This is a genomic window from Mesorhizobium metallidurans STM 2683 (assembly GCF_000350085.1).
Taxonomy (GTDB): Bacteria; Pseudomonadota; Alphaproteobacteria; order Rhizobiales; family Rhizobiaceae; genus Mesorhizobium; species Mesorhizobium metallidurans.
On sequence record NZ_CAUM01000004.1, the window covers coordinates 1 to 19,413 of the forward strand.

Sequence of the window (19,413 nt, forward strand, 5' to 3'; positions counted from 1 at the left end):
CTCGGGCGAGATCGACCCGCGTTTTCGTATCCATGACGGCGATTGCGGCGATCGCGTTGCGAGGTCCGCTCAAATCGACACCGGCATAACTTGCTCAATGCGATATCTCTTCTCGAACTCCCGGAGCACCATTTCAAGCGTTGCCTCAAAAGCACCCTGATCGAACATCATCGATTTATTGGCCTCATGGAGATAGCGCCAGTCGATGAAGGCATCTTTGTGCTGATACAGAATCTGACGGATGCTGTAGTCGATGTAGAGACCGTTTGGATGGTAGGGAGCCACTGATCTCTTGAACTCCGCGTCAAGTTTCTTCTGGCTTTCGGGCTTTAGGTCGTCAAACAGCTTCATCAGGTCGTGCGATTTGGTAGCTTTTGGATCGTCGTGGTCGAAAACGAACCACGCTTTGAGTGCCAACTCCATCGAAAGTGCCAGGAGCATCGGCTCAACACCGATATGTTTGCGTTCGCTCAGGTCTTCATGATCTCCGAAACCCTTGGTTGGAAAGCTCTGAGTCTTTCGTAAAATGGCCTTTGCGGCTTCGCCGATCCGGATGGCTGTCGATAGGCGAGCACTCATTAGAGACCTCTAGATAATACGTACCGACTTTGTGGTCTGAGCTCAGCCATTGCAAGAAGGCTATCATCTGAGCGATGTTGGTGCAGCCGCGTCCGCTCGTCCGCACCCAATGCTGACGTCTCGGCTACTGACCCGACTGTCCGCTTTTAAGAACTCGTGCAACCTGGATAAAGGGCCGGAATGCGGCGCAAAGCTGCTATTCCCCGAGCGTAGCGCCAAGACCTGCCTAGAGTCGCGGTCTGCCGTTGGGCGACCGTGAAAGAAAGAGTCGTGAAAGGGTCAGACGTTGTGATGAAGCGACCCCGGCACAGGTCGCCATTGAGTTCCGCACTGCAATGTTATGCGACTTTAGACTGTAGCAGCTAAGTTAAAATGTCCGGATCTGGCAACGTCGCTTCCTGCTTGTGCCTTGCCATCTCCCCGCCTTGGAGAGCGCGGAGGCCGGCCAGGTTCCCCAGCTTCAGGTCGGTAACAGCAGCAGCTATCGGACCGCTGATCGACAGGCGTGCACCGGCCAAGATCGAATCTCACATCGCCGATGCCGTCGCAAAAGGCGGTACGATTCGATGGGGGGCAATCGCGTCGGCGAGCAAGGTACGTTCTTCCAACGACCGTCCTCACCGACTTTTCCAGCAAATGGCAGTCGCGAGAGGAGACATTTGGGCCATTGGCACCGACCATTCGCTTCGACGATGCGGAGCAGGTCGTGCGCGAAGCCTACGACACTATCTACGGCCTTGATGCCTCCAATCTGAACCGTCCGGCGCGTGGCCGAGGTCCTGGAATACGGAATGGTGGGCATCAACACCGACCGCATGTCCTCCGAAGCAGCCCCCTTCGGTGGGATGAAGCAATCCGGCATAGGTCGGGAGGGTTCCCGCCACGGGCTCGAGGATTACCTCGAGATGAAATACCTGCATGGGTGGGATCTGATTCATAGACTGGAGTGCTCGGCAAAGCGGGATGCAGTATTTTCTCCAGCTTGAGGGCAGCGCGCCTTATTCCGAAAAATTGCCAGCGTGTATTTCTGGTCAGCGGTCGGCCCAGTCCGCGGTGGCGGAAGCTCTAAATCGTGACCGCCGCATGCATGCTCGCGCCGGCTCACCAAATCCACTGTGCTCTTTGGCCTATGGCCACGCGCAAATTGGCAGAGGCTTCCGGCTTTCGGGCAAAGGCATGTACAAGGCTTGCCGCCCATAGATCGCCCTCTTGCCCAGCGGCTTCACCACGTGAGATCCCCGTGCTGCAAGCCCGATGTCAGCACGCGGGCGGCTTGCAAGCACACTAATCGCGGTCCTGAAATAGCTTGTTCCCGACAGAATCGTAGCGCCGCTAACAAACGGAACCAGCCGCGCAACGCAACCTAATGCAATAATAACGGCTTTTTAGCTGGCATGGCTCTTGCTGCTTGAGCCGTACCGTGCGCTCCGGCACAGAGCCGCTTCCAGCGGATCTCACGACCATCGCACATATGTAGGCCAAAGGACTTTTCTACAGCGAGGTGAGGGCGACGATGAGTAATCGTCCCGTTTCACCGAGTTCATTGGCCATGAGTTTATGGAGGAGGTCATACAATGAGCAAGGCGATTTCGTTCGGGGCGGAAGTCTTGCCGGTGACGGTGTCATCGACGACCCTTCGCGAGCTCCTTCTCTCGAAGGAACTGACATTTTTGATGGAAGCGCATGATGGGCTTTCGGCAGCGATTGCCGAGCGTGCCGGCTTTCGCGGGCTCTGGGCCTCTGGTCTTTCCATCGCCTCGGCGCTTGGCTATCGCGACGCCAACGAAGCGAGTTGGACCCAAGTCGTCGACGTCGTCGAGCGCATGGTCGATGCGACGAACATCCCTGTTCTTGTCGACGGTGACAGCGGCTTCGGAAATTTCAACAATGCTCGCTTGGTCGCGCGGAAGCTTGAGCAACGCGGGGCCAGCGGCATGTGCCTTGAAGACAAGGGCTTTCCGAAGTTGAACTCCTTTGTCGGGGATCGGCATCCGCTTGCTGACATCGACGAATTCTGCGGCCGGCTCAAAGCAGTGAAAGACACGACGGGACCGGATTTCGTCGTCGTCGCGCGGATCGAGGCGCTGATCGCCGGTCACGGTCTCGATGAGGCGCTGGTCCGGGCCGAGGCTTATTCAGAAGCCGGCCCCGACGCGATCCTCATACACTCCGGCAAGGCCGTCGCAGACGAGATCCTGACCTTCGCCCAGGAATGGAACAACAAGCTGCCGATCGTCATCGTTCCCACCAAATACTACAAAACGCCGGCTTCGGTTTTTCGTGATGCCGGCATTTCGACGGTCATCTGGGCCAACCATTCGATGCGGGCGGCGATCGCTGGCATGCGTGACATCTGCGGCCGCATCTCGTCGGAAGAAAGCATCGCCGGGATAGAGGACCAGGTTGCCGGCCTCGACGAGCTGTTCAGCCTGATCGGCTATCACGAACTGGCTCAGGCGGAAGAACAGTATCTGCCGAAGCGGACAGCAGAGCGACGTCCGAGCGACTCGGACCAAGCTCAAAAATTCGACAATTAGCTCAGGAGAGGCGCACATGCTTGCGCAGCGGATGTCCTTGCTTTCAGGTCCGGGCACTGCCGCCGCCCGCGAGGCAGCCAAGGTTGCTGCCGCGGCCGGCCGTCAGATCATCGATCTGGCGGCCGGCGAGGTGATCATCGAGCCGCCCACGTCAGTTCGCAATGGAGCGATCGCCGCAATCAATGCCGGCACGAACCGCTATACGGATTCAATCGGTCTGGCACCGCTCCGGGAAGCCGTCGCGAAAAAACTGACGATCGAAACAGGCGTTGGCTGGAACATCGACGATATCGTCATCACCGCGGGCGCAAAACAAGGATTGCTCGATGCTGCTCTGGCTGTGCTCGACCCAGGCGACGAGGTCATCATCTTTCGCCCGTGCTGGCCGACATTCCCGTCCCAAGTTCTTCTTGCCGGCGCAAAGCCCGTATTCGTCGAAGTCCGGCCGCCAACCTATGTTCCTGACATTGGCGCAATCCGTGCCGCCGTCACACCACGCACGAAAGCCATCATCATCAACTCGCCTAATAATCCCACAGGCGCTGTCTACGATCGAACAACGCTTCAGGCCATTGGCGATATCGCTATCAATTATCAGCTCTGGATCGTTTCCGACGAATGCTATTCCAGCTTTGTCTTCACGGGTGGACGCCATGAGTCCGTCGTCATGGCCCATCCCGGGGTTCGGTCGCGGACAATCCTGGTAAATGCCTTCTCCAAGGAGCTGGCGATCACTGGATGGCGCATGGGCTATTTTGCGGCGCCGCCGGAGATCGTTTCCGCGGCCAAGAAACTGCAGAGTCACACGACCTCTAACCCCAACGTGATTGCGCAACACGCCATTCTGCATCACCTACAGGTTGGTGATGGCCGTTTCGAACGGGAGCTGCACCGGCGATTGACTGATGCTCGTACCGTGGGGCTGCACATTCTGTCCGGCCTGCGCGATGTCGATGCACCGCGCGCCGAGGGTTCGTTTTTCTTCTATCTCGACTTGAGCACGTTGATCGCTTCGCTGCCGCAGGGGGGGCCCGTGCGGACCACAGACGACGTTGCCCAGTTGCTTCTCGATGAAACCGGCGTGGGCTCCGTCGCCGGTGGCACATTCGGTGATCCGAATGGTCTGCGACTGTCATTCGGGGCGCCCCCAGGCCAGCTGGAGCAGGGACTGCAGAAGGTCGTCGAAACGTTGAACAGCCTCAAGACCAGACAAGTGGCTGCCTGAGCCTCATCAGAAGGACATTTGATATGAGCAACCGTACTCGGACTGCCGTCATCCTCGCCGCAGGCACGGGATCGAGACTGCGCCCGTATACGGATTCCGTTCCGAAGCCTCTGGTGGAGGTAAACGGCACCCCTATACTGCACAACGCGCTGCATCAGCTCTCCGAGCTCGGGATTTGCGAAGCGACCATTGTCGTAGGCTACCGCAAGGAATCGATCGAGCAGTCGTGCGGCCGGCGGTTCGAGGAGGTGGAAATCGAGTATGTCCACAATCCGATATTTGACCGGACCAGTAGCGCCTATTCGCTCTGGCTGGCGCGGAACACAATGCTTGCCGGCGACACTGTCTTCCTCGAAGGCGACGTGTTCTTTGAGCGCGAGGTGCTGGAACGGACGCTTCGGACTGTCTCGGCGACGAAAAAGAATGTGGCGGCTGTCGCCGCCTTCACCGAAGCAATGAGCGGGTCGGCGGTCGAATTGGCCGAAGATCACTCTGTCTCCACGTTCGTGATGAACCAGACGCCGGCCCAGGCGCAGGCAAGGAGTCTCTTCAAGACGATCAACCTGACCCGTTTCTCTGCGGCGGCACTGCACGATCGGCTAGTGCCGGCTCTCCATCGCGCCGTCGAGAGCGGGTACCACATCGCCTATGTTGAACAAATTCTGTCGCTTCTGGTGGAAAGCCGCGAGCTGCAGCTTTCGGCGGCTGACTGCAGCGATACCCGCTGGTTCGAGATCGATAGTGAGGCCGATCTCCGATTAGCGGAGGAGATTTTCGGGTTGCCGCCGGCACTTGCATCACCCGGTGCATCTTCAGTCTCACTCGCGGCAGGAGCAAGGAGATGATCGCCTACCTTCGTGATTACGCGAATGCCATCACTGCGCTCGCATACTTGTTCGCGGTCGTGGGGCTGTACCTCGCCCTCAACGGAAGGATCGAGCTCGGTGTCGCAGCCATGCTTTGGACCTGGTTTCTGGACCATTGGGACGGGCACGTTGCGCGCAAGACGAGCCACGTTCGCCGCCCGGGCGTGGCGGACTTCGGAAAGAGCTTCGACGGGTTCGCGGACTTCATTCATGGCGTGGTGTTCCCCGCGGCGGTCGTAATCCTCCTTGGCAAGGGCTCCATGCTGTCTCTTATCGCCAGTCTCACTCTGATTCTGGCGGGTGCCATTAGGTTAAGCTATTTCGAGAACGTTGGATTGACGGCAGACGCCCGCTTCACGGGTATCCCAGTCTCTTACGACACTCCGCTGTTGGCAGTTCTGCTGCTTTCGCGACCTCTCTTTTCTGGCGAGGCGTTTCCGACAGTCGCAGCAGTCGCTTTCATCGTGCTCGCAGCTGCCCACGTGACGACCACAATCAAAGTGCCAGCCATTCGCGGGGCAGCCATACCGATCGCGACTGGATTTGCGGTGATCACTTCAATCGCATTGGCTTTTCTTACCGCTCCCCTCTCCCCACTCACCGACAGCCCCTGAAGCTGACCCGATGCGCGGTTTTTGGAGTAACCCATCATGGACAAAATCCCGTTTGCAGACTTTGGCCCGGAAAAGGCTCCTGATCGAGCAGTTTCGTCTGACGGAGTGATCCGCCTCGCTCTCAATCATCCGCCGCCGGTTCCTGGTGTCTTCAACCCGCTCGTCTCCCAAGCAGTGGGCGACTTGCTTAGAAAGACGCCGCCAGCAGAACTGATGGCCACCCATCGCTGGATGGGTACCGAAGAAGACAGGCGGCAAGGCGCAGCGTTCGTAGGGCGGCGCCTGGGTGCATCTCCGAGCCCTGAACGAATTGTTGTGACCCACAGCACTCAGGCAGCGGTTCACATGCTTCTTCCAGCGATCGTTGGCAATGGCCGACTTCTCGCGGTCGAGCAGATGACCTACCCACCAATCCGGTCATTTGCAGCCCGCTACGGAATTCCGGTCGTAGACGTCGGAACCGATGAGAACGGTCTCGATCCAGATTCATTCGAGCAGATTTGTCGGCACAAGAGACCTGCCGCACTCTATTTGCTCTCTACTTTTCAAAATCCGACAACCGTCACCATTCCGATGGATCGGCGGAAAGAGATTGCCAACATTGCTCGTCAATACAACGTCCAGCTCATTGAAGATGATGTGTATAGCCTATTAGCGTCATCCCCACTGCCGCCCATCTCTGCTTTCGTGCCGGAACTCTCTTGGTACTTGCTTGGCACGGCAAAGAGCCTTTCCGCGGGGCTAAAGCTGGCCTTCGTCATGGCGCCGACCAAGGCGGAGGCTGAACGGGCATTTTGGCCGGGCGTCAGGGCAACGTACTGGATGGCGTCTCCAATGAGCGCAGCTCTCATGGCTGAACTGATCTCGACTGGCAAAGACCTGGAGATCTTAGCTGCCGTGAAGGCTGAACTCAGTATTCGTCAGCAGATGGTCGCAAAGGGTCTACGAGGCTATTCGCTTGCCAGTGATCCGGGTTGTCTTCATGTTTGGATCCCGCTGAAGGATGCGTCCGGTGGAGACATCGCGGCGGCAGCCCTTGAACGCGGCGTTCAGGTGGCTACGAGCATATCCTACGCCCGAAATGATTGGATCCCCCCTGAAGCAATAAGGATTGGCATCGGCAATCCCGAAAGCCGGCCTGTGCTGGAAGACGCGATTTCGAGAATTCGCCAGGCACTTTCCTCATGCTCGCCGGCGTCGTGAACGAATGAAGGAAGAAACAAATGATCACAGAACCGGCAGCATATGCCAAGCATAGTCCGGCAGGCCTGACGATAGACGCTAGACTGATCACTTTCGACGATGGCGAAGCTTTAAGGCGTCGCGTACTCCGCCCGGGAAACAACGCATGGCGCTTTCCTTTCTCTCCCTCGTCCGACTTCTTCCATATGGGTGCATTCATAGAGCACCACCTGGCTTCGGTCGTCTCTTTCCTGATTGAACCGTCGCCTGATGCCTTCAGCCACTCCGGCCCCAATTGGCGGCTTCGGGGCATGGCGACCGAGCCCGGTATGCAAAGCCACGGGATCGGTGGAATTCTGCTCGAAGAGGGAGTCTTGGAAGTCAGCAGGCGGAACGGTTCAATCGTTTGGTGTTACGGCAGAACAACCGCCGGACGATTCTACCGTAGGCATGGCTTTCAACCGTTTGGCGATGTCTTCGACATACCCGATGCCGGTCTCCATTCCCTGCTTGTTCGACACATCGAGCCAATCAGCTTCAGCGGCAAGTACAGCCGCCAAGCCCGAAGCACATGATTTAACACGGCGGCGAGCCTGGTCCGTCAAACCGCTGGTGAAGACAAGAATTATAGGAAATTGATCGATGAACCAACTTTCATTGAAACCGACTGCGGCAGCCCCGAACTGGTCGATCTACACGGGTGCGGCTGGCCACTATCAAGCCACGAGACCGGATTATCCTAGTGCATGCCCTGAGTGGATTTTGGAGGAACTCCCTCCTTCAGCCGAAACAAGGCTCGCCGTTGATGTTGGCTGCGGCACCGGCATCTTCACCCGGCGCATCGCTGACGCCTTCGACAAAGCCGATAGGATCTTAGGGATCGAGCCGAATGATGATATGCGCGCTCAAGCGATGCTCGCATCAGAAACACCCTCAAATATCACATATATACCAGGTTCATCCGAAGCATTGCCGGTCGATGCAAACTCGGCGATTCTAGTGACTGCCGCGTCGGCAGCCCATTGGTTCGATCTGCCGAAGTTTTATAGTGAGGCTGCGAGAGTCCTCCGCTCAGACGGCGCCGTCGCCATTGTCCAAAACAAGCGGCGCTGGTGGGACAGCCCATTCCTCGACGCTTACGAACAGTTCCACGAGCGGTTTGTCCCTGGCTATCGCAGAGGCACGTTCCCGGATCGATTCGGCGGGTTTGCCGCGGAGACCTTTGTAAATGATCTCGCGAAGCACGATCAGTTTCGTGGCGTTCGCCAATCATCATGGGATTGGAACAGGAGCTTGTCGAAGGCTGAATTCAAGACGCTGAGCCTTTCCACAAGTCACACAAGACGAGCATTGGCCGGCAACGGTGAGAGCGTGGTGATGAAGGCCTTGGACGATCTCCTCGATCTCTTTTCGGGCACGGAAGGGCACGTTGACGTCCCGTACGTGACGGAAGTGACGATGGCGAAGCGTTTGCCCCTTCGTACCTAGTAAACCCCGAAGGCGTTGCCTTTGGCAAGCACCCTGCCAACGCTGGTAGCAGGATAGAGCGTCGTGGTGCCTCAGGAGGTCCCAATGAACGAAAAGAGCCGGGTTAGTACAAACATCAACTTCGACGCTGACGGTATCTCGCATGGTTACCTACAGGTTCCCCATTCGACGACCGACTCTGCCTATGGCTGGATCCCGGTCCCCGTTACCGTTGTCAAGAACGGCTATGGTCCCAGCGTCCTGCTGATGGCCGGTAATCACGGCGACGAATATGAAGGCCAAATTTTGCTCATGAAACTTTTACGCGGCCTTTCTGCTGACCAAGTTACAGGACGCCTTATTATTCTACCGGGCGTCAACTCTCCCGCCGTGGCAGCGGGCCAGAGAGTCTCTCCTATTGATGGCGGAAACCTGAACCGCCTCTTCCCGGGCGATGCAGATGGCACACCTACCCAAATGATCGCGCACTATATAGACAGCGTCTTGCTTCCGCTCGTTCGTTATTGCTTCGATTTCCACTCGGGTGGCTATTCTTTGGAATACATCCCATCTGCCCACCTGGTAGCGCCGTCGGAACTATCCCTCAGGAAAGAGGCACTCGGATTCCTCAACGCGTTCGGCATGCCGAACAGCATCCTCATTGAAGGTTTGGCGAATGACGATCAACTTCTTCTCGGCTCGTGTCGTCGGCGGGGCGTTGGGCATATGTCGACGGAATTGGGCGGCGCAGCGGCCTTCTCTGTCGACGCATTTCGAGCAGCTGAACGAGGGCTCCCTCGGCTGTTGCGTCACGTTGGCGTTTTAGCTCCGAACGACCATACAGAACCCGCACCCTCGACAAGGTTTTATCTTCGGCAACCGGCGCGAGAATTGATCTTCGCGACCGACAGTGGCGTCTTCGAAGCGTACGTGAAGCTCGGGGACGCCGTCAACGAAGGGGATTTGGCGGGGCAGATCCACTTTCCCGAAATACCCTGGCGAGCTCCCGAGACGATGTTCTTCCCGACAGGAGGGGTAATTTTAGCAAAACGAGCTCCCGCTCGAGCGAGGATCGGAGATTGTTTGTTCGCTCTCGGCGTGCCCGGCCTGGCGGAGGCATCTGATGATTAGCAATTGACCATTCCGTTTAGCGCTGGTCCGCCCGCAAATAAACAATGCCCGGTTCTGTGCGATCGCTGGTCAGAGATCTATCAGACCAAAACTCTTGGAGATTGCCGGTGCCTTCGTCCGATCCTCTATCAAGTCCGAGTATCGATAAATTCCCGGGAAGCACCACGGATGCGGTTTATCAGAACCTCGGAGTGCGTCCAATTATCAACTGTACCGCTACACGAACTAGTTTTGGCGGCAGCAATCCTACGCAAAACGTGTTGGATGCAATGTCGGCCGCCGCGCGTGCATTTGTCGATCTCGACGAGCTCGCAGAGGCAGTGGGAGCGCAGATCGGAAGGCTTGCCAATGCACAATGGGGTGTCGTTACTGCGGGGAGTACGGCAGCACTCGCGCTTGCGGCCGCAGCGTGCATCGCAGGTGGTGATCCCGAAATCATGCTGAGGCTACCCGACACGACCGATCTCCCAAATGGCATTATCGTGTTTAAAACGCATCGATTCGCATATGACATGGTAATGCGGCAGGTCGGCGCAAAGTTGATTGAGGTATCTAATCAACGTGAGCTCAACGACGCACTTTCCCGCGAACCCGTCATGATTTGTCTGTTAGCCCGCGCTGAGAATGAGGGCTTCGTTCAGCTTGAAAATCTCAAAGAACAAGCGAGCGGGATTCCGATCGTAGTCGATGCAGCGAGTTGTGCGCCGAAATCTCTCGATCCATGGATCGCACGCGGCGCCGATTTGGTTATCTATTCCGGCGGAAAATGCCTTCGAGGCCCACAATCGAGTGGCTTCCTGATCGGGCGTAAAGACTTATGCCAGGCGGCTTGGCTAAATGGACCGCCGCACTACAGCATCGGCCGCGGGATGAAAGTCGGGAAGGAGGAGATCGTTGGTGCTGTGACGGCGCTGGAAGACTGGCTGTCCGGCAGGACGAGGGTTGACGAAGATTATTGGCTCTCCCTCCTCGATACAATTGCTAAACCTTTGAGCAAATTTTCGATCGTCAGAGAGGTACTTCCCGCCAATCAAAGCTTTGGCCAGATCGCACCTCGCCTTCGCCTGTCTTGGCCCAGCGAGTCCATCGTCTCTGGCGCCGCACTCTGTAAATCGATTCTCGAGCGCCACCGTGTAAAATTGCAGGATTTCTGGGTGGCCGGCAGTTCCATAATTATTGATCCTCTTAGCATCCAGTCTCCTGCCGAGGCTGAAACTGTCGGCTATGCGCTAGCTGAAGCGTTCGACGCGGAATTGAATGCATCACAATCGATACCAGAGAATACCGCACCGCGATGGGACGCGACGGGAGAGTGGCGCTTGGTTGTCGATTATTTGCACCGGCGGTCATTCCATGAGCTTAAGCTCAAGCAACAATGCGACGGGCTTGTTGCAGGCGTTCATCACGGCCGCTTCGGGAGCGGGACTGTTGCTGGGGCTGTAATTGGGAACGCGATAACACTCCATTCCCAGATTTCCTGCGGCCCCCTCCAGCTATTTTTCGAATTCAGTGGTGCTCTATCGGAGGGGGCGGTCCAAGGAGTGGTTACAACTGGCGCAGCGATGGAGGAACACATCGGTTCAGACTTGTGCAGCCAATTCGGAAAAGGCTCATGGAACGGCGTCCGTCTTGGATGCTAGTGGCGGGGGCCGACCAAATACTAGGATGCGATCACTTTCGTACAAACCCGAAACGTTGCTGCACGCTGCACCATAGGAGAACCAATGCCGGTCGCATTTCTAAGGCATGGTTCGCAAAAGGGACGAACAAATGAACAGGGTAGGCTCAGCTCAACAAAACAGTCCCTGGGACGACTTTGATGGCCTGGGACATTATTATCGATTCCGACCGGAATATCCGCCCCGCATAGCCCAACAGCTTCGAGCTATGCTTTCCAGCGCCGAGGGCGGACGCATAGTCGAGGTGGGAGCCGGAACAGGGCTCTTTACCAAAAGTCTTGCGAAGGTTTTTGGTCCCAGGTTCACGATTTTAGCGCTCGAACCCAACGAAGATATGCGACAGCATGCTCAGCTCCAGACCCCAATTGGCGCACCGATTGTATATTTGGACGGCGTCGCTGAGCAATTGCCAGCGGAGGACTCGTCCGCGCGTCTGATAGCAGCGGCAAGCGCCGTTCACCGTTTCGACAGACCTTTATTTTATAAAGAGGCCGAGCGAATGCTTACGCGGGACGGGTTGCTAGCATTCGTTCACTATGAACCCGATGACAAAACAAGTCCATTTGTGGACAATTTTCTTTCAGTGATTGAACGGGCCCTGCCAAGTTATCAGCGACGGCGAAGCTCAAGGCCTGAGGGTGGGTACTTCGACCTGAACATTATGGGCGAGCTGACCGAACTCCCCGCTTTTGAAAACGTCGGCCGCGTTAGTTTCATCTTTAGCGAACCGATCGATTGGGAGACATTCAAAAACCGGGCGCTGTCTTTCACTATTATCCAGAAAGCAATTCATATCAAGGGCGAAGCGGAGGTCCTTTCTGAACTTCTCAATGCATTCGAACTGCACCGCAACTCCAACGGGATGGTTCGTATGCCGTATGAGGCCGAAGTCATTACCGCGCGCCGCAAATAATGGTCCATCAGTATATCGACTTATGCTGTCGTCGCCAAAACGGCAGCGCATATTTCAGCTCATGATTGAGCCAAAGATTTGGTTCTGTTGCGTAGCATCGGTTACACGATCTCTCGGCCAACTCGATACGATATTTGCGGTTCACGCACATAGATCGCCTTTCGCGTCACGCGCACAAGCTCTTTGTTGCGAAGACGACCGATCGCACGACGAATGGTATGACGATGCACGCGGCCTGTCATCAAGGGCAAGATGATCATCATCGAAATCTTCGATGGCGTCACTGGACCTCCGCCATACCTGGATACATCGTACCAGATAACGGTCCTGCCGCTCAGGCGGATAGTTCGATACCGCGTAGGTCCGCACTGGCTGGAAGTGCAGGTAGGCGTAGCAATCGAAGCCCAGCTCATGGCCGGCATCGGCGAGCCCGTCCTTCAACATCGCCTCTGTTCTTGCCAGCCACGAGATGTCGGACAGCTTCTGGAACCAGGCATTCAACACTCGAACCTTCCTATTCGACTATCTCCGTTTTCGCTTCGGAGTTGCACGCCTGAGGTGCTCCGAAGGAGGTTCTTACCAGTGCGGTCCACGAGCACATCTGGTCGAGCACGTACGACGATTATTGTAGCTAACCCCAGTCGCTGGTTGCCTTCCGCCCTCGGTTCAAGATTACCGCACTATCCCTCCGCCGTTCCGCCCCGGACATAGGTTACGGCTCCAACGTGAACACGGTGCAAAACCTGCTTGAAACTGCCGAGCCTCGCATCGAAAGCTTCGCTGCAAACATCGATGACGCCCTTGTTTCCAGTTTTCAGAACTTCGTGCAGGATGCGCCCAGTCATAGTTTCCGGCTGCGCAATCCCGAGAAGGTGCAGAATGGTCGGAGCAAAGTCGCAAATACCGGAGGGGATCGCGGACACGGAACCCTGGGCGGAAACGGCCGAGCCGGCAATGATACCGAGGGCAGCAAGTTCTTTCGGGTGCAGACCGCCATGGACGCCGAGGCCCGTACGGCGGTTGTTGTCGTAAAAAGTGCCACCGTCAAGGCCGAAAGGATCGACACGGTCGTCCGCGCGGAAGCAAAAGGAGACATCCGGCGCGCGGACATGATCGGCGAACACGAGATGGTTGCCGAGACTTCCCGGGGCGACGCCCTCGGTCTCGTTCTTTGCGCGTGTAAAGACCGGCCCGCACCATGGCGCGCGCGTGATCGCCGCCACGAGCCGGGCGATCTGCTTCTCACTCCGATCGGCGAGATAAAGCGCGCCGACTTGTCCGGGGACCACCACGACATCAACATCGGGTGCAGGCGTAGTGCCTGGCCGGAAGCCGGCGTCCCGCAGGTTGTCAGCCACGAAGACGCGGGTGTGGCCGGTAATATGACCGTGATCTGAGATGGCAACGATCTGCACGCCCGCGGCGTGGCCCTCTACTTCCCACCAATCGAGCAAGCGACCAAACTGCCGGTCGCAATGGGCGATGATGCCGCGGGTCGGCAAGGCGCCCGTGCCATGAAAATGCGAGGTGACGTCCGGCTCGCCGTAGGAGAGGATCGTGACATCCGGCCGATATTTCGGCCAGACCACCTCGAGGAACGCGGAGGTGATCCAGTCCTGCCCCGCCGTATCAGGTTCAACCTTCGGCGGCTCCGGTGGCAGGGCACCGACGCGGGCTTCGGCTTCCGCCAGCACTTCATCCGGTGTGCAGGCTTCGCGAAAATGGCCCGAGAGGCGGACGTGCCCGAAATCCTCCGCCTTGTGATGAAAGAAGCGCGTTGTGCCCGGCGTGTTGGTCGCCAGCACGGCAAGACTGCGTCCGGCCGAAGCGAGGATTTCGCCAAGTGTCGGCGCCGACATCAAGCGGCCACCGCTTTCCAGGTCGAGCCTACGCAGGAGCACGGCGTCTGCCGTATCGATATAACGCGATGGCGAGACCGAGCGGTCGACATATTTGTTGCCGACCATGCCGTGCCGACCGGTTGTCGCGCCAGTCACAAAACTCGGGAAGGCCGAACGAGTTTCGCTAGGATAGACCGTTCGATGATTTGACAGCGTCACGCCGAGCGACTGCAGGCGGCAGAGGTTCGGCGTCAATTCCGGAGAAATAAGGTCAGGGCGAAGGCCATCGAAGCTGACGATGAGCCCCTTAGTCAGCGAATCGCACGTGCTCATGGGCTGTTATCCTTAACATAAGCTTACGAATGGCCTGCGACACGCCACGGACATTGTCTTCGATACAGTTGTCGCTCAAGTCGAAAGATCCAAGTTTAGTGTTTGACCGCCAGCCTTACGAAGAATTTCGCGGTGTCTGGAAGAGCAGTTTGGGCAACTGATATCTCCCTAGCGTAGCCTTTGATAGCGCTCCAGTCGAGACAACGAGCTTCCGTTCCATGGAAGTGCACGGCTGTTTGGTCGCGATATCAAGAAAACCTACCGACCCGCGATTACCGCGCCTACAAAGATCGTAGTCACCTCGAGCGCATGCTCAACGGGGTTCTACAGTTTTGCTAAATTGCGCACGCAGCGACAAGACAAAGAGATCATGTGTAGCCTTCGCAACTGTCCCGACAGTAAGGGGCTATCCCACACCTTATCAACATGGACCTAGAGCTCCACAACGCCAAAGAATTCTGGCTTTCCCCACAGTAACAGTTCGTATCCGGCGCGTAGTCCGAGGCGATAGTATGGATCGGCTTCGATAAGGGCGACGGCTTCTTCTTTTGCACTTACGTTGAAAACCCACAGTCCGCCATAGGGTGTCGCGCCTGGATACTGCCGCAGCGAACCGCCTATCGCAATCTTGTCCTTGTTCGTTTCGAGAAACGCAAGGTGTTCATCGCTGTGGCGCTCTCGGATCCACTCAGCCCCGGTGGCGTCTTTGAAAATGGCGACGAGCCTCATTCTTGGTAGTCTCCTGATCGCGTTATTAAGCAGGTCCTAGAAAATGCCACTGAGCACGGGAGCTCACGAATCCTACTTCGTCATAGATAGACCATTCGGCCAACAAAGTATTGCAAATATACGAAGGACATCGAATTTTGCGATGGAAAACACTTAACTTCGACAACTTTGCGACGGTATGATTTTCTCTCTAGGGCCCTTATGCACGCTTCCCACAGCCCAAGATCACCCGATAAACATCGCGCAATGAGATCAATATGATCGTTTTTTGCGATATTTGTCATTCAGGTGTTACATCTCCTTGGGAGAGCCAGACGGCGAATGCTGCCGTGGCGGCTGAGCTTGCTGTTGCATCCAATCTGAACATCGAGGGCCACGCGACACGGCCGATGGAATCTCGACAACCCCAACTTAGGACATCTTACATGAAACTTGCAGTTCCGTTGCTCGCGCTTGCGGGTATTCTCGTACCTGGGTTTATGGCCGCCGGATCCGCATATAGCGCCGATGACCAAACGCTCAGCGTGTCCTTTTCCAACCCGGCGTATCAGCCCGTTCTCGAGGAAGCCGGTCGTCAGTTTGAAAAAGATCACCCGAGCGTGAAGATTTCGTTCATGACGCCCGTGGCCAGCCACGGCGAGCATCTTGCCCGTACGTTGCGCCTGGCGGTTACCGGGGGCCTTCAGGATGTATCTTTCCAAGGATACGATCAGATTGCCACATTGGCTCGAAAAGGCATTGCCATCCCGCTCGACGAGTTCATTGCTGCAGAAGACGACTGGAAGTCTAATGGACTGACGTCGGCTTCGATGGATGCAGGGAAAGTGGGCGGCAAGACTTACGCTTTGCCGTTTGAAAGCGGCACGCCAACGTTGTTCTTCAATCTCGATCTGGTACGCCGCGCCGGTGGCGACCCGAATAATTTGCCTCGGGACTGGGAAGGCATCATCGCGCTTGCCAACAAAATTCATGGACTCGGAGACAACATTACCGGCGCGTTCTTCGACTACAACACGGCCGGCAACTGGACGTTTCAGGCACTGATGACAGGCCAGGGCGGCCGCTTGATGAGCGACGATCGCACCATCGCGTTTGATGGTCCCGAGGGACGGAAAGCCTTCAGCATTATTCGTCGGCTCGGCGAAACTGGAATGGTGGATATGTCTCAGGATCAGGTCTTCCAGGCGTTCGGCGCCGGTCAGATCGGCATCCTGACCCAGGCCAACAGCTATCTCGCAACGTTTGAGAAAAAGTCTGCAGGGCATTTCAAAATCAAGGCCATGCGTTGGCCCCTTTCGTCGGAGGATTCTCGCATTCCTATCGGCGGCCGCAGCATGATAATGCTGACAAAAGACCCGAAGAAGCAGAAGCTTGCATGGGATTTCATGAAACTGATGGTCAGCCCTACAGTACAGACCCGTCTGGTAGAGATAACCGGAACGTCGCCTGTCAACACTATTGCGGTGCAGAAGCCGGAATTCTTGGGTCCACTCTATGCGAACAACCCGAACCAGCGCGCATCAATTGAGGCGCTTCCGTTCGTCACCGGCTGGTACACGTTTCCAGGAGATAATGCCGCCAGAATTGTAGACGTCATCCGCGATCATCTTCGGAACGTCGCGATTAATCGGGGCGACGTGAACGAGGAGCTCTCGGCAATGTCCGCGGACGTTAAGAAGCTTCTTCCCTGAGAAGGTTGCGCCGCCATTCACCATATCCCGCGGCGCGGAGATAGTCATCCGCGGGGCGTCCTTTGTGAGGCTGCTGCGGTGATCCTGACCCGCGCCGATGCTGACAGCTCGCTTCGTACCTGAGGGGATGAAACTTAGAGAGGGCAGGCTTTCAACGAGCAGCAGTTGCTCTGGCGCGCAAGCTATCCGTCATAATGCACAGAATGCTGACAACCGACGAAATCTTTCATAGGTCCGCCAGCGTGATAGCCTGAAACCGTAGGGACATTATAAGGAGAATTGCGATGATTTAGGTCGCTAGCCGTTCGATCAAGTATCGACCGCGCAGACAACCGTGCTCTCGGCAAACCCAATCAGCCGCGCAACACGAAACAGCGCTTCGCACAATATCCTGCGTCTCAATGCGTCGTCCGGTCGACCGATCACCGGCCGTCGATTGAACAATGTCAAAAAGGGGCTTGATCGAGGACGCGCGATTAGGCGACAATCTCCCTCAGGCGAAGCGCTGCGGAGAGAATGCCGCATTTTCCTCTTCGGAAGCTTTGCGTATCAGCCGCGTCACGAGACGAGCCGTCTCGGGAGCAGAGGCAAATCCGATGTGGCCGTGGCCGAATGCATGAATAACATCAGCCGAACGTCTGCTTCGGCCAATAGCGGGTTTCCCATCGGGCAAAGACGGGCGGCGCCCCATCCACGTTGATACATGCCGCTCCGGTCCTTCACCTAAGAGCGGAAACGCCTCGGTCACCAACTCGTGAAGGACCTTAAAGCGCAAGGGGTTTGCTGGCGCATCCAAGCCGGAAAAATCCACTTGTCCGGTGCTCTTGGTGCCGGAAGCAACCTTCCTCACGGTAATCTTCCGATCCGTGAGCAGGAGCGGGTGTCGAAGATCTGGGCCTTCCCCAGAAATGATGATGTGATGACCCCGCTCCGCTTCCATCGGAATCCTGTCACCAACCAAGGCCGCGAGTTTGGAGGACCACGCACCCGCCGAAATCACGGCCTTATCGCATTCAGCCTGACCATGATCAGTCTTCACGGCCGTGAGCCGGCCGACATCGAAGACGAAATCGAGTGCATTGGCTTTCACGTAGCGAACACCATTGGCGAACAGGAATTTCGCCACTTCCGCAACGAACAGGGCAGGATCAAGCGCATGGCCTCCGTCAACGAGCACGCCAAACCGATATCCGTCCGGCGCATTCGGTTCCCTGAACCGCAGCTCCTGCTCGTCAAGCTCTGTCCATGTTGCTCCCACCTCTCGACGAAGCGCCCAGGGGAGTATCTCGCGCGCATATGCTTCTCGACTGCGGTAGAGGTAAAGGAGTCCACTCGCCTCAACAAGATACGGTGCGCCGATCTGCCGGGCAACCTCTTGATGAAGGTTCGGGCAGCTTCCAACCATGGAGCTGAGCGCAACAGCCGTGGGTCGTACACGGCTTTCGGTTGCGCCATTCCAAAGAAAGCGTAACAGCCATGGCGCAAGCTTCGGAAGCCGCCATTTGTCAATGGTCAAAGGCCCCTTTGGATCGAGAAGGAACTTCGGGACCTGTTTCCAAAGTCCCGGCATGGCGCCAGGCAAAACCAGACTTGAACTGAGCCATCCGCCGTTCCCGAAACTCGATGCTCTGGCACTTCCCGGTTCAGCGGGATCAATGAGGGTGACGGTGTACCCTGAGTGAAGGAGCGAATACGCAGACATAACGCCGATTACGCCGGCACCAATTACCGCTACATGAGGCATTCTCTAATCACTATCTTTCCCGGCGGCCCTGGCAGATGTCATGGCTTTCCGACAAACCGGTTCGTCGAAAAGCCTGCCCCGCATTGGGGTGTTCCGCAATTTTTCGGTCGAAGGCCCGCCTCTGGCAAATACATCAGACACGGATTACCTCATTATCGCTTTCAGGCTGAGATCTCGTCGCGACGCACCGCTATGACGGAGATCTCCACCGCCGTCTGCTCTGCCAGGACTGCACCGACGCAGGCGCGTTGCGGCCAATGGCGCTGATCCTCGCCTACCCATTCAATCCAAATCTGATCGAATTCGCTTTTCCGCGACATATCGGCGAGATAGACGGTCGCCGAAAGTATGCAGCTCTTGTCGCTGCCAAGCGCGCCAAGCTGTTCCTCGAGGCGAGACAGCAAATCCGAGCTTTGAAGAACCAGATCAGCGTTTCGATCATGAGCAACTGTTGCAATGAAGACAACAGATCCGAAAGCCGAGCCGGCAGTTCGGCCGAGTGCCTTACCAGGAAGACGCTGTATTTCCATTTGAATGCTCCAATTCTCGTTGGCGATCGACGAGCAGCCGACCACGAAACTTGCGATGATGTGATGCTTGTTCCGTGGCTCGTTCTGCGCCACGGGCTAATTCTGCACCTAGCCGCGACGATTAACTCTTGGGAGGAAGCAACCGAACATCTTTGCTGATCACTTTTAGGTTGAATCCGGCTGCGCCTTGAGCGTAGCAACCTGGCGAAGGCTCCCGATAAAACTTACCCAGACACCGATCGTCCCGAAAGGCACTCGGATCGATCGGAACCGCGCCCGCGCCATCACGACGACTGTCTGAATTTCAGGGCTCGCCAGGAACCTGATGAATTCCCAAGCTGCGTTCTGCTTT

Annotated in this window: 17 protein-coding genes and 2 pseudogenes; 13 read left to right on the forward strand and 6 right to left on the reverse strand. The window is 56.8% G+C overall.

Annotated elements, in window-relative coordinates; all coding sequences use genetic code 11:
- Positions 1 to 69 precede the first annotated feature (69 nt).
- Positions 70 to 579 carry a hypothetical protein gene (locus tag MESS2_RS00580; RefSeq protein ID WP_008872066.1) on the reverse strand — a complete coding sequence of 170 codons (510 nt, stop codon included), beginning with the start codon at positions 577 to 579 and terminating at the stop codon, positions 70 to 72.
- Between the two features lie 477 nt (positions 580 to 1,056).
- On the opposite strand from MESS2_RS00580, the pseudogene MESS2_RS33915 reads away from it, so the two are divergent.
- From MESS2_RS33915 to MESS2_RS30125, 11 genes and pseudogenes are all read left to right on the forward strand, one after another.
- A pseudogene (locus tag MESS2_RS33915) lies at positions 1,057 to 1,512 on the forward strand (aldehyde dehydrogenase family protein); the annotation flags it as partial.
- A 641-nt stretch (positions 1,513 to 2,153) separates the two neighbouring features.
- Positions 2,154 to 3,116, forward strand: coding sequence for a phosphoenolpyruvate mutase (aepX, locus tag MESS2_RS00590; RefSeq protein WP_008872070.1), 963 nt, complete (start codon positions 2,154 to 2,156; stop codon positions 3,114 to 3,116).
- A gap of 16 nt (positions 3,117 to 3,132) precedes the next feature.
- Positions 3,133 to 4,341, forward strand: coding sequence for a pyridoxal phosphate-dependent aminotransferase (locus MESS2_RS00595; protein ID WP_008872071.1), 1,209 nt, complete (start codon positions 3,133 to 3,135; stop codon positions 4,339 to 4,341).
- A gap of 23 nt (positions 4,342 to 4,364) precedes the next feature.
- A complete protein-coding gene (locus MESS2_RS00600; RefSeq protein ID WP_008872072.1) occupies positions 4,365 to 5,186 on the forward strand; it encodes a phosphocholine cytidylyltransferase family protein in 822 nt (273 codons plus the stop codon).
- The gene (locus MESS2_RS00605; RefSeq protein WP_008872073.1) at positions 5,183 to 5,821 is read left to right on the forward strand and encodes a CDP-alcohol phosphatidyltransferase family protein; all 639 of its coding nucleotides are present in this window, start codon (positions 5,183 to 5,185) and stop codon (positions 5,819 to 5,821) included. Before MESS2_RS00600 ends, MESS2_RS00605 begins: the two co-directional genes overlap by 4 nt.
- Before the next feature lie 36 nt (positions 5,822 to 5,857).
- Complete coding sequence (locus MESS2_RS00610) at positions 5,858 to 7,024, forward strand: aminotransferase-like domain-containing protein (RefSeq protein WP_008872074.1); 1,167 nt, start codon at positions 5,858 to 5,860, stop codon at positions 7,022 to 7,024.
- A 20-nt stretch (positions 7,025 to 7,044) separates the two neighbouring features.
- Positions 7,045 to 7,578, forward strand: coding sequence for a GNAT family N-acetyltransferase (locus MESS2_RS00615; protein ID WP_008872075.1), 534 nt, complete (start codon positions 7,045 to 7,047; stop codon positions 7,576 to 7,578).
- Between the two features lie 67 nt (positions 7,579 to 7,645).
- On the forward strand, positions 7,646 to 8,491 hold the full coding sequence (locus MESS2_RS30120; RefSeq protein ID WP_008872076.1) for a class I SAM-dependent methyltransferase: 846 nt from the start codon (positions 7,646 to 7,648) through the stop codon (positions 8,489 to 8,491).
- Between the two features lie 84 nt (positions 8,492 to 8,575).
- A complete protein-coding gene (locus MESS2_RS00625; protein ID WP_008872077.1) occupies positions 8,576 to 9,601 on the forward strand; it encodes a succinylglutamate desuccinylase/aspartoacylase family protein in 1,026 nt (341 codons plus the stop codon).
- A gap of 107 nt (positions 9,602 to 9,708) precedes the next feature.
- Complete coding sequence (locus tag MESS2_RS00630) at positions 9,709 to 11,241, forward strand: hypothetical protein (RefSeq protein ID WP_157357560.1); 1,533 nt, start codon at positions 9,709 to 9,711, stop codon at positions 11,239 to 11,241.
- 130 nt (positions 11,242 to 11,371) lie between these two features.
- Entirely contained in the window at positions 11,372 to 12,193 is an 822-nt protein-coding gene (locus MESS2_RS30125) for a class I SAM-dependent methyltransferase (protein WP_157357562.1), read from the forward strand.
- Between the two features lie 141 nt (positions 12,194 to 12,334).
- Here MESS2_RS30125 and MESS2_RS33170 read toward each other — a convergent pair whose 3' ends face one another.
- The 3 genes from MESS2_RS33170 to MESS2_RS00645 all read right to left on the reverse strand — a co-directional run bounded on the left by MESS2_RS33170 (position 12,335) and on the right by MESS2_RS00645 (position 15,096).
- Positions 12,335 to 12,697, reverse strand: coding sequence for a hypothetical protein (locus tag MESS2_RS33170; protein ID WP_008872080.1), 363 nt, complete (start codon positions 12,695 to 12,697; stop codon positions 12,335 to 12,337).
- A gap of 176 nt (positions 12,698 to 12,873) precedes the next feature.
- Positions 12,874 to 14,367 (reverse strand): alkaline phosphatase family protein, encoded by a 1,494-nt coding sequence (locus MESS2_RS00640; protein ID WP_008872081.1) that lies wholly within the window; start codon positions 14,365 to 14,367, stop codon positions 12,874 to 12,876.
- Positions 14,368 to 14,799: 432 nt separating this feature from the next.
- Positions 14,800 to 15,096: a YciI family protein gene (locus MESS2_RS00645; protein ID WP_008872082.1), complete on the reverse strand. Its 297-nt coding sequence runs from the start codon at positions 15,094 to 15,096 to the stop codon at positions 14,800 to 14,802.
- A gap of 425 nt (positions 15,097 to 15,521) precedes the next feature.
- Between MESS2_RS00645 and MESS2_RS00650 the strand changes: the two genes are divergently transcribed.
- Together MESS2_RS00650 and MESS2_RS33175 are read left to right on the forward strand one after the other, a co-directional pair.
- Entirely contained in the window at positions 15,522 to 16,787 is a 1,266-nt protein-coding gene (locus MESS2_RS00650; protein WP_008872083.1) for an extracellular solute-binding protein, read from the forward strand.
- A 21-nt stretch (positions 16,788 to 16,808) separates the two neighbouring features.
- A pseudogene (locus MESS2_RS33175) lies at positions 16,809 to 17,041 on the forward strand (IS110 family transposase); the annotation flags it as partial.
- Between the two features lie 239 nt (positions 17,042 to 17,280).
- On the opposite strand, the gene MESS2_RS00655 reads toward MESS2_RS33175, so the two are convergent.
- Positions 17,281 to 18,531 (reverse strand): NAD(P)/FAD-dependent oxidoreductase, encoded by a 1,251-nt coding sequence (locus tag MESS2_RS00655; RefSeq protein WP_008872084.1) that lies wholly within the window; start codon positions 18,529 to 18,531, stop codon positions 17,281 to 17,283.
- A gap of 161 nt (positions 18,532 to 18,692) precedes the next feature.
- Complete coding sequence (locus MESS2_RS00660) at positions 18,693 to 19,154, reverse strand: Rid family hydrolase (protein ID WP_051069005.1); 462 nt, start codon at positions 19,152 to 19,154, stop codon at positions 18,693 to 18,695.
- Positions 19,155 to 19,413: the final 259 nt, after the last annotated feature.

Excerpts from the sequence above, each read along its gene's own strand:
- MESS2_RS00580 (WP_008872066.1), bottom strand. The coding sequence starts at position 579 with ATGAGTGCTCGCCTATCGACAGCCATCCGGATCGGCGAAGCCGCAAAG.
- aepX (WP_008872070.1), top strand. The coding sequence starts at position 2,154 with ATGAGCAAGGCGATTTCGTTCGGGGCGGAAGTCTTGCCGGTGACGGTG.
- MESS2_RS00595 (WP_008872071.1), top strand. The coding sequence starts at position 3,133 with ATGCTTGCGCAGCGGATGTCCTTGCTTTCAGGTCCGGGCACTGCCGCC.
- MESS2_RS00600 (WP_008872072.1), top strand. The coding sequence starts at position 4,365 with ATGAGCAACCGTACTCGGACTGCCGTCATCCTCGCCGCAGGCACGGGA.
- MESS2_RS00605 (WP_008872073.1), top strand. The coding sequence starts at position 5,183 with ATGATCGCCTACCTTCGTGATTACGCGAATGCCATCACTGCGCTCGCA.
- MESS2_RS00610 (WP_008872074.1), top strand. The coding sequence starts at position 5,858 with ATGGACAAAATCCCGTTTGCAGACTTTGGCCCGGAAAAGGCTCCTGAT.
- MESS2_RS00615 (WP_008872075.1), top strand. The coding sequence starts at position 7,045 with ATGATCACAGAACCGGCAGCATATGCCAAGCATAGTCCGGCAGGCCTG.
- MESS2_RS30120 (WP_008872076.1), top strand. The coding sequence starts at position 7,646 with ATGAACCAACTTTCATTGAAACCGACTGCGGCAGCCCCGAACTGGTCG.
- MESS2_RS00625 (WP_008872077.1), top strand. The coding sequence starts at position 8,576 with ATGAACGAAAAGAGCCGGGTTAGTACAAACATCAACTTCGACGCTGAC.
- MESS2_RS30125 (WP_157357562.1), top strand. The coding sequence starts at position 11,372 with ATGAACAGGGTAGGCTCAGCTCAACAAAACAGTCCCTGGGACGACTTT.
- MESS2_RS00640 (WP_008872081.1), bottom strand. The coding sequence starts at position 14,367 with ATGAGCACGTGCGATTCGCTGACTAAGGGGCTCATCGTCAGCTTCGAT.
- MESS2_RS00645 (WP_008872082.1), bottom strand. The coding sequence starts at position 15,096 with ATGAGGCTCGTCGCCATTTTCAAAGACGCCACCGGGGCTGAGTGGATC.
- MESS2_RS00650 (WP_008872083.1), top strand. The coding sequence starts at position 15,522 with ATGAAACTTGCAGTTCCGTTGCTCGCGCTTGCGGGTATTCTCGTACCT.
- MESS2_RS00655 (WP_008872084.1), bottom strand. The coding sequence starts at position 18,531 with ATGCCTCATGTAGCGGTAATTGGTGCCGGCGTAATCGGCGTTATGTCT.